Origin of the sequence: Vibrio sp. Vb1755, from assembly GCF_033338635.1 — a bacterium.
Classification (GTDB): domain Bacteria; phylum Pseudomonadota; class Gammaproteobacteria; order Enterobacterales; family Vibrionaceae; genus Vibrio; species Vibrio alginolyticus.
In genome coordinates, this window is sequence record NZ_JAWOTA010000007.1 from 40,497 (window position 1) to 54,899 (window position 14,403).

A 14,403-nucleotide genomic window follows, 5' to 3' on the forward strand; every position below is an offset into this window, starting at 1 on the left:
CAAAATTTTGCATCTCAAGTGCTGAGTTAATAATCAATAGGGCGTGAAAGAGGGTACTGTTAACATTCTTTAGTCTTAATACACTCTTTGCTCAGAGAACCTGTGATAGAATCTGCGACTTGAATGTGAGTAATAAGGCGTGTATTTTTGCTCGCCTATATACGTTATACCGAAACTTATCGTTGCAGGTGCTTCTCAGGTTTGATGTCTAAGAGGTCAGCTATTGTGAGCTTCGGTATAAATCTTAAATATTAAAGAGGATAAATCATGCGCATCATTCTTCTAGGTGCTCCAGGTGCAGGTAAAGGCACACAAGCAAACTTCATCATGGAAAAATACGGTATTCCACAAATCTCTACTGGTGATATGCTTCGTGCTGCTATCAAAGCAGGTACAGAGCTTGGTAAACAAGCTAAAGCTGTTATTGACGCTGGTCAGCTAGTTTCTGATGAAATCATCCTTGGTCTTATCAAAGAGCGTATCGCTCAAGAAGACTGTGCAAACGGTTTCCTACTAGATGGTTTCCCACGTACTATCCCTCAAGCTGACGGCCTAAAAGAAATGGGCGTAGACGTAGACTACGTTATCGAATTTGACGTTGCAGACGATGTAATTGTTGAGCGTATGGCTGGTCGTCGTGCTCACCTTCCTTCTGGTCGTACTTACCACGTGGTTTACAACCCGCCTAAAGTGGAAGGTAAAGATGATGTAACTGGTGAAGATCTTGTTGTTCGTGATGACGACAAAGAAGAAACAGTACGTGCTCGTCTAGGTGTTTACCACGAGCAAACTGCGCCGCTAATCAACTACTACGGCAAAGAAGCTGAAGCAGGCAAGACTAAGTACCTTAAGTTTGATGGTACTAAGCAAGTAGCTGAAGTTAGTGCGGATATCGAGAAAGCACTATCTTAATTTGCTGAAGTCAAAAATTTAATATTTTGATATATTGAAAGCGGCCCAAGTGGTCGCTTTTTTTAGTTTACTCGTAAACATATATCTAATTAACTTCAGCTCGGCTATTCGTTACTTCGAGGTTACTTAAATATATGAACCAAGCCGTTTACCATGAATAGGATGTTATGAAAGAGAATAATAAACAGGGTGTACTCCTAGTTAACCTGGGAACTCCTGACGCACCAACCGCTCCTGCCGTAAAGCGCTTTTTAAGTCAGTTTCTTCATGATCACCGAGTGGTAGACATGACTCGATGGCTTTGGTGTCCACTATTGCACGGCGTTATCCTTCCTATCCGAGCTCCTAAAGTTGCCAAACTCTATCAATCAGTATGGATGGAAGAGGGCTCGCCGTTGATGGTGTACTCTAAACGCCAAACGGAAAAGTTAGCACAAAAGCTTGATATACCTGTAGAGCTTGGTATGACGTATGGTAACCCAAGTTTGCAATCAGGCTTTGAAGCCCTATTGGCGCAAGGCGTTGATGAAGTCATTGTTTTACCTTTGTATCCGCAATACTCGGGCACAACAACGGCAGCGGTTTCTGACGGAATCACTAAAGCATTTAAAAACCTGCCGGTGATGCCAGGCTTTAGCTTTATTCGTGATTATTACAATCACCCGAAATATATTGAAGCGTTAGCGCATTCAGTTCGTGAACATTGGCAAAAGAATGGTCAGGGAGATTACCTGCTGTGTTCTTATCATGGTATTCCAAAACGCTATGCTGACAATGGTGATGTTTACCCACAGCATTGTGAAGAGACGACTCGCTTGCTTGGGGAAGCGTTAGGTTTAAGCGACCAACAAATTGGCATGACGTATCAGTCCCGATTTGGGAGAGAAGAGTGGCTTCAACCTTATACCGATAAGACCCTAGAGGCACTTCCTGCAAAGGGTGTGAAAAATATTAATGTTGTGACCCCTGCATTTTCGTCAGATTGTTTAGAGACGTTGGAAGAGATCTCGGAAGAGTGTAAAGAGATTTTCCTTGAAGCTGGTGGCGAAAACTTTACCTACATCCCTTGTTTGAACGATAGTGAACTTCATATCGAGATGATGGTTGAGTTAGTTCAATCTAAACTTTAGATACAAAAAAGGGTCGCAATAGCGACCCTTTCTACGTTTAGTTTAGCGATCAAGCAACTTGTACTTGCTGCTCTTCTACTTGCTCTGCCGTGCTGTGCGTATTTTCAGCGCCATGCATCCAGCGAACGAGTGTATTAGAGAATAGGAGCAAAATTACGCCACTTACGGTTGCGCTGACCGCAATACCACTAAAGATAGCCATAGCGCCTAACTCGCCTACGTGAGAGCCCACATAGCCCGCAACATAGTTAGCAACCGCATTACAGCCAAACCATGCACCCATCATAAGTGAAGCTAAGCGAAGCGGTGCTAATTTAGTCACCAATGAAAGACCAATTGGTGATAAACACAGCTCGCCTAATGTGTGGAAGAAGAAAGCGCCGACCAACCATAACATCGATGTTTTTACTGTTGTATCTCCACCTTGTTCTAGCACTGCGCCAACCATACAAAGGAAACCAATCGCCAAGAAAAATAGTGCCATCGCAAATTTCACTGGCGAAGTAGGTTCACGTTTACCCAATTTTACCCAAAGGACAGCCAGAACTGGCGCTAGAGTAATAATGAAAAATGGGTTTAGTGATTGGAACCACGCAGCAGGAACTTCGAAGCCACCAATCATGCGATCAGTATATTGTTGAGTGTAGATGTTCATCAGACCACCAGCTTGTTCAAAGCCTGCCCAGAAGACAATAGTGAATAAGCTCATGACCAGAATTACTTTTAGTCGATTCACTTCTTCTTTGGTGAGTGGCTGCTTCGTGGTGGCGTTTTTGTTGTTTAGATCTCGTTTCGCCGCTGGTTCGCGACCAATATCACCAAGCCATGATTGAGCCAGTACCATTTGCATCACTAGGCTAACCAGCATACCCACACCAGCGGCAACAAAGCCAGCTTTCCAACCGTAAGAGGTTGTCACAGAGCCAGAAACGACGCCGGCAAGTAATGCACCTAAGTTGATACCCATATAAAAGATAGTGAATGCGCCGTCACGACGGTTGTCACCTTCTTGATAAAGGTCGCCAACCATGGTTGAGATATTTGGCTTAAAGAGACCGTTACCAGTGATAAGTAGGCCAAGACCTAAATAGAAACTGTGTAGCGAACCAATACCTAAAGCATCAGCAGGAAGTGCAAGAGTAAACTGGCCGATGGCCATTAACGCGCCACCAAGCAAAATTGAGCGACGTTGACCTAAATAGTTATCTGCTAGGTAACCACCGATAAGAGGCGTGATATACACAAGCCCTGTGTATATGCCGTATAGGTCTAATGCGTCTTTGGTTGACCAGCCAAGGCCGCCATTCATTGTTGTATCAGTAAGGTAAAGCACGAGAATGGCACGCATTGCGTAGTAAGAAAAGCGTTCCCACAGTTCAGTACCGAACAATAAGAACAGGCCACGTGGATGACCAAAATATTGATGTTGGTTTGACATAAGCTCTTCTAATAATAGTTATTACATTTTTTAACGACTTCTACGTATACAATGCAATTCAATGAGTGACAAATAATAAAATTTTGCCATTCGACTATTTTTGTTTGTTAAGTAGCTGTTTTTGATTGGATTTGCAGATTATATGATGGTGTATTGGTTGTGTTACAAACTTAATTTCCATTTTTGCCTATGGACTTCTTTATCGTAAGTTGCTGAAAAATGTCGTTAATGCGAGCGATGTATAATCATACTTTTATAGATAAACTGAATATCAATGACTCAACTTTGGCTTAATGCTAGGATAAAAACAAAATAGAATTGGCTAGTAAAAAGATGAAACGTTGGTATCTACTTTATTGTAAACGTGGGGAGCAGGTTAGGGCGAAACAACACCTTGAAAATCAAGGTGTAGAGTGCTTTTATCCAACTGTAGGAGTTGAGAAGATTTTGCGCGGGAAAAGACAAAAAGTCGAGGAACCGCTGTTTCCTTGTTACGTATTCGCTTACTTTGATTATGAGCAAGGGCCAAACTTCACCTCAGTCCGCTCTACTCGAGGTGTTGTTGACTTTGTGCGTTTTGGTGCTCAACCGAAAGAAGTTCAAGGTGACTTGGTCTTCGAATTGATGCAGCTAGAAAAGTGTTGTAATGACAATACCGTTTCTGAATGTATGCCAAAACCAGGCGATCAAATTAGAGTTAAAAGCGGTCAATTTGCGGGCATAGATGCCATCTTCCAAGAACAAGATGGTGAGAAACGCTCAATTATGCTAGTTCAGATGATCACCAAGCGTGTGCCTGTCAGCATAGACAATAGTGATTTAGATTTAAAATAGCCTAATTCCATCAAACATAAAAAGAGGTGCAAAAGCACCTCTTTTTGATCGTATCTAATTTTTTGTCTGTTTTAAAAGGGTTGGACGAACCAACCCTTATCTTTATCGTAGAGAATTAGTATGAGTCGTTGTGAACGGTCTGTACTGCACGACCTGATGGGTCAACACAGTTTTGGAACGATTCATCCCATTCAATCGCCTTCGCTGAAGAACACGCTACTGAAGGGCCTCCTGGTACACACTCTGCTGCTGATGGAAGTGGGAATAACTCTTCAAAGATTTCACGGTACACGTAGCCTTCTTTTGTCGTTGGCGTGTTGTATGGGAATCGATATTGAGCTGTTTCCATCTGCTGGTCTGTCACTTTCTGTTCTGCTACTTCTTTCAGCGTATCGATCCAGCTGTAGCCAACGCCATCAGAGAACTGCTCTTTTTGACGCCATGCGATCGATTCTGGCAGGTAGTGCTCGAAGCACTCACGAAGGATGTGTTTCTCCATTTTACCGTTGCCACACATCTTGTCTGCTGGGTTCAAGCGCATTGCTACATCAATGAACTCTTTATCTAGGAAAGGTACGCGTCCTTCAACTCCCCATGCTGCCAGCGACTTGTTAGCACGAGCACAGTCGAACATGTTCAGAGCAAGCAGTTTACGCACAGTCTCCTCGTGGAACTCTTTCGCGTTTGGCGCTTTGTGGAAGTAAAGGTAGCCACCAAAGATTTCGTCAGCGCCCTCACCAGACAATACCATCTTGATACCCATCGCTTTGATCTTACGACCCATTAAGAACATAGGTGTTGATGCGCGGATAGTCGTCACGTCATACGTTTCAATGTGGTAAATCACGTCACGAATCGCGTCCAAACCTTCTTGAATCGTGTACGTCATTTCGTGGTGAACGGTACCAATTTGGTCGGCAACTTCGCGAGCGGCTTTCAGGTCAGGCGCGCCTTCTAGGCCAACAGCAAAAGAGTGCAGTTGAGGCCACCAAGCTTCAGACTTTTCATCATCTTCAATACGCATCGCTGCAAAGCGTTTTGCTACCGCAGATGTAATAGAAGAATCTAGACCGCCTGAAAGAAGTACACCGTAAGGCACGTCAGTCATTAGTTGGCGTTTAACAGCCGCTTCTAGCGCTTCCGTCAATTCTTCTTTGCTAGTGCTGTTACCTTGTACTGCTGCGTACTCGTTCCAGTCACGAACATAGTAACGTGTTGGCTGAGTATCTTTAGAGCTGTAGTAGCTACCAGGAGGGAATTCACTTACTGTTTTACATACTGGAACAAGAGCCTTCATCTCTGATGCCACATAGTAGTTACCATGCTCATCGTGACCTTGATAAAGAGGGATAATACCAATATGGTCACGGCCGACTAAATACTCATCTTTTTCTTCGTCGTAGAGCACAAAAGCGAAAATACCGTTTAGTTCTTCAAGGAGATCTGCACCCATATCTTGGTAAAGTGCAAGAATGACTTCACAGTCTGAATCGGTTTGAAATTCGTACTTTCCTTCGTAACGAGCACGAATTTCTTTATGGTTGTAGATTTCACCATTGACGGCAAGGATGAGCTTCTTATCAGGGCTGTATAGCGGCTGTGCACCACTATTTAGACCAACAATCGCCAAGCGCTCGTGCGCTAAAATAGCACGCTCTGAAGAGTAAATCCCAGACCAGTCTGGGCCACGGTGACGAAGTTTTTTCGACATCTCTAATGCGATAGGGCGCAATGCGGCTGCATCGCTTTTAATGTCTAAAATGCCAAATACTGAACACATACTACATCCTTACTAAACTAAACAATTTCTAATCGGTATGGTTTAAATTTGCCATTACTAATAAAAAAAGCAACGTTTTGTGATTAAAAAAATGATAAAAGGCCTTGTTGTATGGAAAATATTTAACTCAACCGTTGTTTTGGTGAATGAGATCAAGGTTTGGTATAAAAACTATACAAAAAAGGCTTTCTATCAATAGAAAGCCTTCCGAAAAATATCAGTGCTGTTGCTTATTTAATTGGTGTGAATTTAGGTTGAAGTTGTTTACAGACGTGTCGAGCAAAACCGCTACCAGCTTCACTATAAATATTGAATGCTGCGTCAACGCCATTTTCAAGTAAGCCTTCCAATTGATCTGGGTATTCGGCGATAGCGGCAATTTGCCCCTTATATTTTCTGCGTTTAAGCTGCTCAAGTGCTGTTTGGTTACCTTGATGATGTGGCATTGCAAGCAGAACCAGTTTTACATGACCTGTATCTAAAATTCGCTCCCAGAAATCCGGGTCGGTGGCATCACCAGAAATCACATTTCTTCCTTCTGAACGATGATGATGTGCAGCGTCTTCACGAATTTCTATACCCAATGAAATTTTGCCATAGCGTGAACGTAGCTCATCATAAGCGCCCGTTCCAATACGCCCCATACCTAAGATCAATACTTGGGCATGACCTGGGTTGATGAGTTGGTCGCGTTGATTGAGCTTTTCTACCGCTGTCTCTTGCAGCCACTTACCTGAATGTTGATAAATTTTATGGCTAAGGCGGTTAAGTGGCGCGGAAATTACAAAGGATACCGACACCGCAACCGCAATCGCAGCAAGCATATCACTTGGCATCCAGCCCATTTTATAGGCCAACCCAGCAACAATAAGACCAAACTCACTGTAGTTAAATAGTGATAAAGAGGCGAGCAAAGAGGTACGTACTCGAAACTTAAAATGATTAATAGTGACGAAGTACAAGAGTCCTTTGATTGGTAGCAGTAAGATAAATAGCAGGGCGAGAACGACGCCATTCACGCTCAATGAGGCGGATAAACCAATGTTCAAAAAGAAGCAGACTAAAAAGAGCTCCTTCATATTGAATAATGACTTGGATAGTTCTGAGGCTTTTGGGTGACCTGCGAGTAGCATGCCTAAAATTAGCGCGCCCAAGTCTGGTTTCATCCCGACCAACTCGAATAGCCCAGCACCGACAACAAGCGCGAAGAAAATACCGAATAGCACCAGCATTTCGCCGTGGCCAACTTTATCGAGCAGCTTATAGAATAGGGGACGAAGGAAAGGCAGTGCGAACAAACCGATGGCATACCATTCTGGGACTTTTCCGGTTGAAGCAGTCAGGAATACTACGGCAAAAATATCTTGCATAACCAAGATACCGATCGCGAGTGTGCCGTAGGTCGCGTTCATTTCGCCTTTTTCTTGCAATGCTTTTACGGCAAAAACGGTACTAGAGAACGATAGTGCAAAAGCTAAAAGCAGGATTTGGCTGCCGTCCATACTGGCTAGCGAAGTCAAGCCCAGTAGTTTTAAGCCGGATAACGCTAGGGCAAAAAAAGCGGTAGAGAGTATGTTGTGGGCGGTTGCCCCTCCCCATATTTCTTTGGACAGCAGGGTTTTTACATCGAGTTTGAGTCCAATAGTAAACAGAAGAAGAGTAACACCAAGATCTGCGAGAGTGACAATAACGTCATTGCTTTGGTAACCAAATGCATGCAAGCCAAATCCAGCTAGTAGAAAACCAACGAGGGGAGGGAGGCTGCATTTAAGCGCAATAAAACCAGCTAAAAAAGCGGCTGTAATTAGAATAATTTCCATACTGTTGAGCTGTATTCCTGATATACAAAAACGGGCTGTGAAAACACAGCCCGAGATTGTAACTCAATTGGTTGTATAAACTTAGTCTTCCAGTAACTTTTGTAACAAAACTCCGTTTAGCATAGCGCGTTTAATCATCGCAAATGCGCCCATCGTTGGCTGCTTATCAATGTGAGAAGCCACGATAGGGAGGTCGTTATGGAAAGTTTTAAGAGATTGATTCTCTACGTTGCGTTGAATTGCAGGGAAAACAATATCTTGTGCTGCAGTAATATCGCCAGCAATTACAATTTTCTGTGGATTAAATAAGTTAACCGTAATCGCAATCGCTTTACCTAGCTGGTTGCCCACTCGCACTAAACTCTGTTTCGCAAGTTCATCACCATTCATTGCGTGCTGACATACCGCTTCAATTGTGATGTTTTCAAGGTCGGTTAAGCTTGATTCGTATCCTTGAGTAATCAGTTGCTTCACTCGTTGAATAATCGCTGGGTTTGCAGCTACGGTTTCTAAACAGCCAAAGTTTCCACATTGGCATTGCTCACCAAGCGGGTCAATTTGGATATGACCAATTTCACCGACGTTGCGGTTAAAACCAAGAAAAACCTGGCCGTTAACGATAATACCTGCGCCAGTACCGCGGTGGACGCTAACCAAAATAGAATCCTGGCAGTCTTGGCTTGCTCCAAAGTAGTGCTCAGCCAACGCCATGCCACGTACGTCGTTGCCAACAAAGCATGCTGTATTAAACTTCTCTCCAACAATTTCACCGAGAGCAAGATTATCGATATCGGTATTAGGCATGTATTCGACCACGCCAGTTGTTGGGTTAACAAGGCCCGGTAAAGTGATGCCGATAGCGATGAGTTGATCAATTTTGTCTTCGCATCGGCTTACGAAATCTTTTAATAAATCGATAAGTCCTGCGATTAAGTCTGCTTGGTTAGTGTAGTGCAGTTCATGCTGATCTTCTGCCAGCGCGGTACCACCTAAATCGTATAAACTGAACTGTACGTAATCTCGACCTAAGCGAACGGCAATCGAATGAAAAGGTTTGACTTCAGTAGTCAAAGAGATCGCACGACGACCACCAGTTGAAGCTTGTTGGGCGACCTCCTTAATAAGGCCGCGCTCTAAAAGTTGGCGGGTTATTTTGGTAACACTAGCAGGCGCGAGCTGACTCACGTCCGCGACTTGAATACGGGAGATAGGACCTTGCTGATCAATCAGCCTATATACCGCAGCGCTGTTAAGCTGTTTTACTAAATCTACATTACCAATCTGTCCGCCATTCATGCTTAATTTTGCTCGTATTGTCCGTTAACAACCGTCGCTTTTACTTTAAAGTCACGATCGAAAATAGTCAGGTTTGCAACCATCCCTTTTCGAACTCGGCCAAGGCGATCCTCAACACCAATTGCTGTTGCTGGGTATAACGTGGCCATTCGTAGAGCTTCGTCTAAAGCGATCCCCGCGTGCTCAACTGAATTCTGAACTGCTTCAATCATTGTCAAAGCTGAGCCGCCTAGCGTGCCATTTTCATCAACACACTTACCATCTCGGTAATATACTTTCTTACCGACAAAAATAAAGTGATCAATGTTAGCACCTGCTGGAGCTGTGGCATCCGTCACCAAAACAAGCTTTTCACCTTTGATTTTATGAGCAATTCGGATGTTTGCGTAGTCGACGTGAAAACCATCAGCAATAATGCCAGCATAAACGTCAGGAGTATCGTAAATTGCACCAACAACTCCTGGTTCACGACCAACCATTGGTGTCATTGCATTAAAGAGGTGTGTAGCAAAAGTAATGCCTGCTTCAAAGCTTTTACGTGCTTCGGCGTAGGTTGCATTTGTGTGGCCAATTGAAACCACGATGCCAGCAGCCTTTAATCGCGCAATATGCTCTGGGTCGTTATGCTCAGGTGCTAGTGTTACTTTCGCTACGATATCGGCGTTTGCGCAGATAAGGTCGATCATGCTTTCGTCTGATGGGCGAATAAAATCGACGTTATGGATGCCTTTTTTCGCGACGTTAAGGTAAGGACCTTCGAGGTGTAAACCAAGCGATTGATTTTGATATTTGTTGTGGTACTCACGAGCTGCGGCAATTGCAGTTCGCATATCTTCATCAGATGATGTAATGAGTGTTGGCAGGAAGCTAGTACAGCCAGATTTGAGGTTTGCCTGGTGCATGATTTGCATGGTTTCAGGGGTAATTGCATCGTTTAGCATTACACCGCCACAACCGTTCAACTGCAGATCGATAAAGCCTGGACTTAGATTAGCGCCTGCAAGGTCTTTTACTTCGATGCTTTGAGGTAGCTCAGAAACCGGCACAATAGATTGAATAAGATCGTTTTCGATGATGACCGCATGATCGGTAAGAACATCACTACCGGTATAAATTTTACAGTTACTTAGCGCGTACATAGTCAGCTAGTCCTTATAGATGAGAATTCAATTTCTATATCGTTATCTAAGTAGAGACTGCTTCAGTCATATGGGTACTTAGTTTGTATCACTGAATTAGATAACGAGTCACATACAGCAAGTCGCGTTTTATCGATGTTATTGTCATAGTAACTAACTGAAAAGTAATAATTGTATGGTTTTTTATGATTCTTTTTCAGAGCAAAGTTACAGTGATTTACCCGCCTAGATACCAAAATAACACTGATTCTGCCTTGCATAAAGTGCGAGAATATTATCTTTAAAACGCCATTTTTTCGTATAATAAAATAAGTTTTATGATCTCGCTAGCAAAAACCTTCCGAAAGGGCAAATTGTGGTGATTATGATCACAAACGGTGAGCTTTTAATTTGCGGAGCAAAATTAATATCATAAACTTAGGATGACTAAATTGGACGGCTGAAATAAGTCATTCAACATAACATCTAATCCTATAGGGGGAACTTAAGGTGAACATTCTCGGATACTTCCAGAAGGTGGGTAAGGCGCTTATGGTGCCGGTTGCCACACTTCCTGCAGCAGCAATACTCATGGGTATTGGCTACTGGATCGACCCAAATGGCTGGGGCGCAAACAGTGCACTTGCTGCATTTCTTATTAAAGCTGGTGCAGCGATCATTGACAACATGTCAGTATTGTTCGCTGTTGGTGTTGCTTATGGAATGTCTAAAGACAAAGATGGCGCCGCTGCACTTTCAGGCTTCGTGGGCTTCTTAGTTGTCACAACGCTTTTGGCCCCTGGTGCAGTATCACAAATTCAAGGCATTGACCCAAGTGAAGTACCTGCTGCATTTGGTAAAATCAATAACCAGTTCGTCGGTATCTTGGTTGGTATTGTTTCTGCTGAGTTGTACAACCGTTTTTCTCACGTAGAGCTGCACAAAGCACTGGCGTTTTTCTCTGGCAAGCGTCTTGTACCTATCCTAACGTCTTTTGCTGGTATCGTTATTGCGTTCATCCTGATGTACGTTTGGCCATCAGTTTACGGCGGTCTGGTAAGTTTTGGTGAAAGCATTCAAGGTATGGGTGAAGCAGGTGCAGGTGTTTACGCATTCTTCAACCGTCTTCTAATTCCTGTTGGTCTGCACCATGCACTAAACTCAGTGTTCTGGTTTGATGTCGCTGGTATTAATGACATTCCAAACTTCCTTGGCGGTGCGAAATCATTAGCTGAAGGCACGGCAACGGTAGGTGTTACGGGGATGTACCAAGCGGGCTTCTTCCCAATCATGATGTTTGGTTTACCAGGCGCTGCTCTAGCGATGTACCATACTGCGAAATCAAAGAATAAAGAGAAAGTGGCATCTATCATGATTGCAGCTGCGTTTGCTTCATTCTTTACAGGTGTAACAGAACCACTTGAATTTGCATTCATGTTCCTTGCTCCAGGACTGTACGTTCTTCACGCAGCGCTGACTGGTCTATCAGTTTATATCGCGGCATCAATGCAGTGGATTGCAGGTTTCGGTTTCTCTGCTGGTTTAGTCGACTTAGTATTGTCGACTCGTAACCCGCTAGCGGTAAACTGGTACATGCTCATTGTACAAGGTCTTGGTTTCTTTGCGGTTTACTACTTCGTGTTCCGTACCGTGATTGTTAAGTTTGGCCTTAAAACACCGGGACGTGAAGATGATGAAGAAGCTTCATCTAACGTGGCTGGATCAAGCAATTCTTCAGAGCTTGCTCGTCAGTACTTGAAAGCACTTGGCGGTCATGACAACCTAAGTTCTATCGATGCCTGTATTACTCGTTTGCGCCTTTCTGTGAAAGATATGAGCGTTATCAATGAGAAAACTCTGAAAGATCTTGGAGCTATGGGAGTTGTGAAGCTAGGTACAAACAACCTACAAGTTATTCTTGGTCCACTAGCAGAGATTGTTGCTGGTGAGATGAAGAATGTATCTAAAGATGAAGACTTAAGTGGTGTTCAGCTACCAGCTTAACTGTTTAATAGTGGTGTGATTGTTTGTTATTGGTATTGCAAACAATTGATACTACAACATCGCAAAAGGCCTCCGCAGGAGGCCTTTTTTCGTTTAGGCCCTTTGAATCTGCTTTGCTTTCACGCTAACTCGATAAATATTGTCGTTTTAGAGCGAGTTCTTGTTGTCTAATTGCTTAGAATTGTGGATCATTAGGAACAATGTACTCTGTGAAACCATACTTGGATACAGGGTTCCGTTTTCTCTGACAATACTAATATTTTTGAGGTGCTATAGATGAGTGAAGCTGATGCTCGTCCATCAAACTTTATTCGCCAGATCATTGATAAAGATCTAGCGGATGGTAAACACACTAGCGTGCATACTCGATTCCCGCCGGAGCCAAATGGCTACCTGCATATCGGTCATGCTAAGTCTATCTGTTTGAACTTCGGTATTGCTCAGGACTACCAGGGTCAATGTAATCTGCGTTTCGACGATACAAACCCTGAAAAAGAAGACATCGAATACGTTGAGTCTATCAAGAAAGATGTAAACTGGTTGGGCTTTGAGTGGAGTGGTGAAGTATGTTACTCATCAAACTACTTCGATAAGCTTTACGAATATGCAATTGAATTGATTAACAAAGGCTTAGCGTACGTAGATGAGCTAAGTCCAGAGCAAATTCGTGAATACCGCGGCACACTAAAGGCGCCAGGTAAACCAAGTCCATACCGTGACCGTTCTGTTGAAGAGAACTTGGCGTTGTTTGAAAAAATGCGCGCTGGTGAATTTGAAGAAGGTAAAGCGTGTCTTCGTGCTAAAATCGACATGGGTTCTTCATTCATGGTCATGCGCGATCCAGTTTTATACCGTGTGCGTTTTGCTACGCACCACCAAACTGGTGATAAGTGGTGCATTTACCCAATGTACGACTTTACGCACTGTATTTCTGATGCATTAGAAGGCATTACGCACTCTATTTGTACGCTTGAATTCATGGATAACCGTCGTCTGTACGATTGGGTTCTAGACAACATCACGATCGAAAGCCGTCCACATCAATACGAGTTCAGTCGTTTAAACCTTGAATATACAGTGATGTCTAAGCGTAAGCTTAACCAGCTAGTTACTGAAAAACTGGTTAATGGTTGGGATGATCCACGTATGCCGACTGTCTCAGGTCTGCGTCGTCGTGGCTTCACACCTGCATCTATTCGTGAGTTTTGTAAGCGTATTGGTGTAACGAAGCAAGAAAATATGATCGAGTTTAGTTCATTAGAATCTTGTATTCGTGATGACCTAAACGAGAACGCTCCGCGTGCAATGGCTGTACTGGATCCTGTTAAAGTTGTTATCGAAAACTTTGAAGCAGGCGCAGTAGAAAACTTGACAGTTGCCAACCACCCAAATAAACCAGAAATGGGCGTGCGTGAAGTGCCATTCACGCGTGAATTGTGGATTGAGCGTGAAGACTTCCGTGAAGAAGCGAACAAAAAGTACAAGCGTTTAGTGCTAGGTAAAGAAGTTCGTTTACGTGGTGCTTACGTGATCAAAGCTGAGCGCGTTGAGAAAGATGCCGAAGGCAACATCACAACGATCTTCTGTTCTTACGATGCAGATACGCTAGGTAAAAACCCAGCAGATGGTCGTAAAGTGAAAGGCGTTATTCATTGGGTGTCAGCTGATAAAGCTCTTCCAGCGGAAATTCGCCTGTACGATCGTTTATTTACGGTGCCAAACCCAGGCGCAGCGGAAGATTTTGCTTCTACTATCAATCCTGAATCATTAGTTGTGATCAATGGCTTCGTCGAGCCTAGCCTAGCTTCTGCAGAAGCAGAAAAAGGTTACCAGTTTGAACGTATGGGTTACTTCTGTGCAGACTCGAAAGACTCTTCAGCAGATAATCTAGTATTCAACCGCACGGTTGGTCTACGTGATACCTGGGCAAAAATTGAGAATCAATAATCTCAATTAATGCTGAGAACGATGAAAAAATGCCAGCAAACGCTGGCATTTTTTATACCTAATCCCACAGAGTGCTATATAGATGTGCAAAACTGTGGAGAAAAAAGATGGGTGTTTAGTAGCT

At 43.4% G+C, this 14,403-nt stretch carries 10 protein-coding genes; 5 read left to right on the forward strand and 5 right to left on the reverse strand.

The window, feature by feature from the left end:
- Nucleotides 1-267: 267 nt before the first annotated feature.
- Both adk and hemH read left to right on the forward strand, forming a co-directional pair.
- Entirely contained in the window at nt 268-912 is a 645-nt protein-coding gene (adk, locus tag R7E00_RS08725) for an adenylate kinase (RefSeq protein WP_005382094.1), read from the forward strand.
- A gap of 167 nt (nt 913-1,079) precedes the next feature.
- Complete coding sequence (gene hemH / locus R7E00_RS08730) at nt 1,080-2,042, forward strand: ferrochelatase (RefSeq protein WP_053303297.1); 963 nt, start codon at nt 1,080-1,082, stop codon at nt 2,040-2,042.
- Nucleotides 2,043-2,091: 49 nt separating this feature from the next.
- Here hemH and R7E00_RS08735 read toward each other — a convergent pair whose 3' ends face one another.
- Nucleotides 2,092-3,480, reverse strand: coding sequence for a peptide MFS transporter (locus tag R7E00_RS08735; RefSeq protein ID WP_065274256.1), 1,389 nt, complete (start codon nt 3,478-3,480; stop codon nt 2,092-2,094).
- A 333-nt stretch (nt 3,481-3,813) separates the two neighbouring features.
- On the opposite strand from R7E00_RS08735, the gene rfaH reads away from it, so the two are divergent.
- Nucleotides 3,814-4,314: a transcription/translation regulatory transformer protein RfaH gene (gene rfaH, locus R7E00_RS08740; protein ID WP_054576697.1), complete on the forward strand. Its 501-nt coding sequence runs from the start codon at nt 3,814-3,816 to the stop codon at nt 4,312-4,314.
- A 115-nt stretch (nt 4,315-4,429) separates the two neighbouring features.
- Here rfaH and asnB read toward each other — a convergent pair whose 3' ends face one another.
- The 4 genes from asnB to nagA all read right to left on the reverse strand — a co-directional run bounded on the left by asnB (nt 4,430) and on the right by nagA (nt 10,349).
- Nucleotides 4,430-6,094 carry an asparagine synthase B gene (gene asnB, locus R7E00_RS08745; RefSeq protein WP_005382100.1) on the reverse strand — a complete coding sequence of 555 codons (1,665 nt, stop codon included), beginning with the start codon at nt 6,092-6,094 and terminating at the stop codon, nt 4,430-4,432.
- A 230-nt stretch (nt 6,095-6,324) separates the two neighbouring features.
- The gene (locus tag R7E00_RS08750; RefSeq protein ID WP_005384981.1) at nt 6,325-7,914 is read right to left on the reverse strand and encodes a cation:proton antiporter family protein; all 1,590 of its coding nucleotides are present in this window, start codon (nt 7,912-7,914) and stop codon (nt 6,325-6,327) included.
- 81 nt (nt 7,915-7,995) lie between these two features.
- Nucleotides 7,996-9,210: a DNA-binding transcriptional regulator NagC gene (nagC, locus tag R7E00_RS08755; protein ID WP_005382105.1), complete on the reverse strand. Its 1,215-nt coding sequence runs from the start codon at nt 9,208-9,210 to the stop codon at nt 7,996-7,998.
- A 2-nt stretch (nt 9,211-9,212) separates the two neighbouring features.
- On the reverse strand, nt 9,213-10,349 hold the full coding sequence (nagA, locus tag R7E00_RS08760; RefSeq protein WP_005384983.1) for an N-acetylglucosamine-6-phosphate deacetylase: 1,137 nt from the start codon (nt 10,347-10,349) through the stop codon (nt 9,213-9,215).
- Nucleotides 10,350-10,838: 489 nt separating this feature from the next.
- Here nagA and nagE point away from each other — a divergent pair, with 489 nt between their 5' ends.
- Nucleotides 10,839-12,332, forward strand: coding sequence for an N-acetylglucosamine-specific PTS transporter subunit IIBC (gene nagE / locus R7E00_RS08765; RefSeq protein ID WP_005384985.1), 1,494 nt, complete (start codon nt 10,839-10,841; stop codon nt 12,330-12,332).
- A 276-nt stretch (nt 12,333-12,608) separates the two neighbouring features.
- Nucleotides 12,609-14,279 (forward strand): glutamine--tRNA ligase, encoded by a 1,671-nt coding sequence (gene glnS, locus R7E00_RS08770; RefSeq protein WP_005382124.1) that lies wholly within the window; start codon nt 12,609-12,611, stop codon nt 14,277-14,279.
- Nucleotides 14,280-14,403: the final 124 nt, after the last annotated feature.

Coding starts and splice junctions, on each gene's coding strand:
- nagC (WP_005382105.1), bottom strand. CDS start 9,210: ATGAATGGCGGACAGATTGGTAATGTAGATTTAGTAAAACAGCTTAAC.
- rfaH (WP_054576697.1), top strand. CDS start 3,814: ATGAAACGTTGGTATCTACTTTATTGTAAACGTGGGGAGCAGGTTAGG.
- R7E00_RS08735 (WP_065274256.1), bottom strand. CDS start 3,480: ATGTCAAACCAACATCAATATTTTGGTCATCCACGTGGCCTGTTCTTA.
- R7E00_RS08750 (WP_005384981.1), bottom strand. CDS start 7,914: ATGGAAATTATTCTAATTACAGCCGCTTTTTTAGCTGGTTTTATTGCG.
- adk (WP_005382094.1), top strand. CDS start 268: ATGCGCATCATTCTTCTAGGTGCTCCAGGTGCAGGTAAAGGCACACAA.
- glnS (WP_005382124.1), top strand. CDS start 12,609: ATGAGTGAAGCTGATGCTCGTCCATCAAACTTTATTCGCCAGATCATT.
- nagA (WP_005384983.1), bottom strand. CDS start 10,349: ATGTACGCGCTAAGTAACTGTAAAATTTATACCGGTAGTGATGTTCTT.
- hemH (WP_053303297.1), top strand. CDS start 1,080: ATGAAAGAGAATAATAAACAGGGTGTACTCCTAGTTAACCTGGGAACT.
- asnB (WP_005382100.1), bottom strand. CDS start 6,094: ATGTGTTCAGTATTTGGCATTTTAGACATTAAAAGCGATGCAGCCGCA.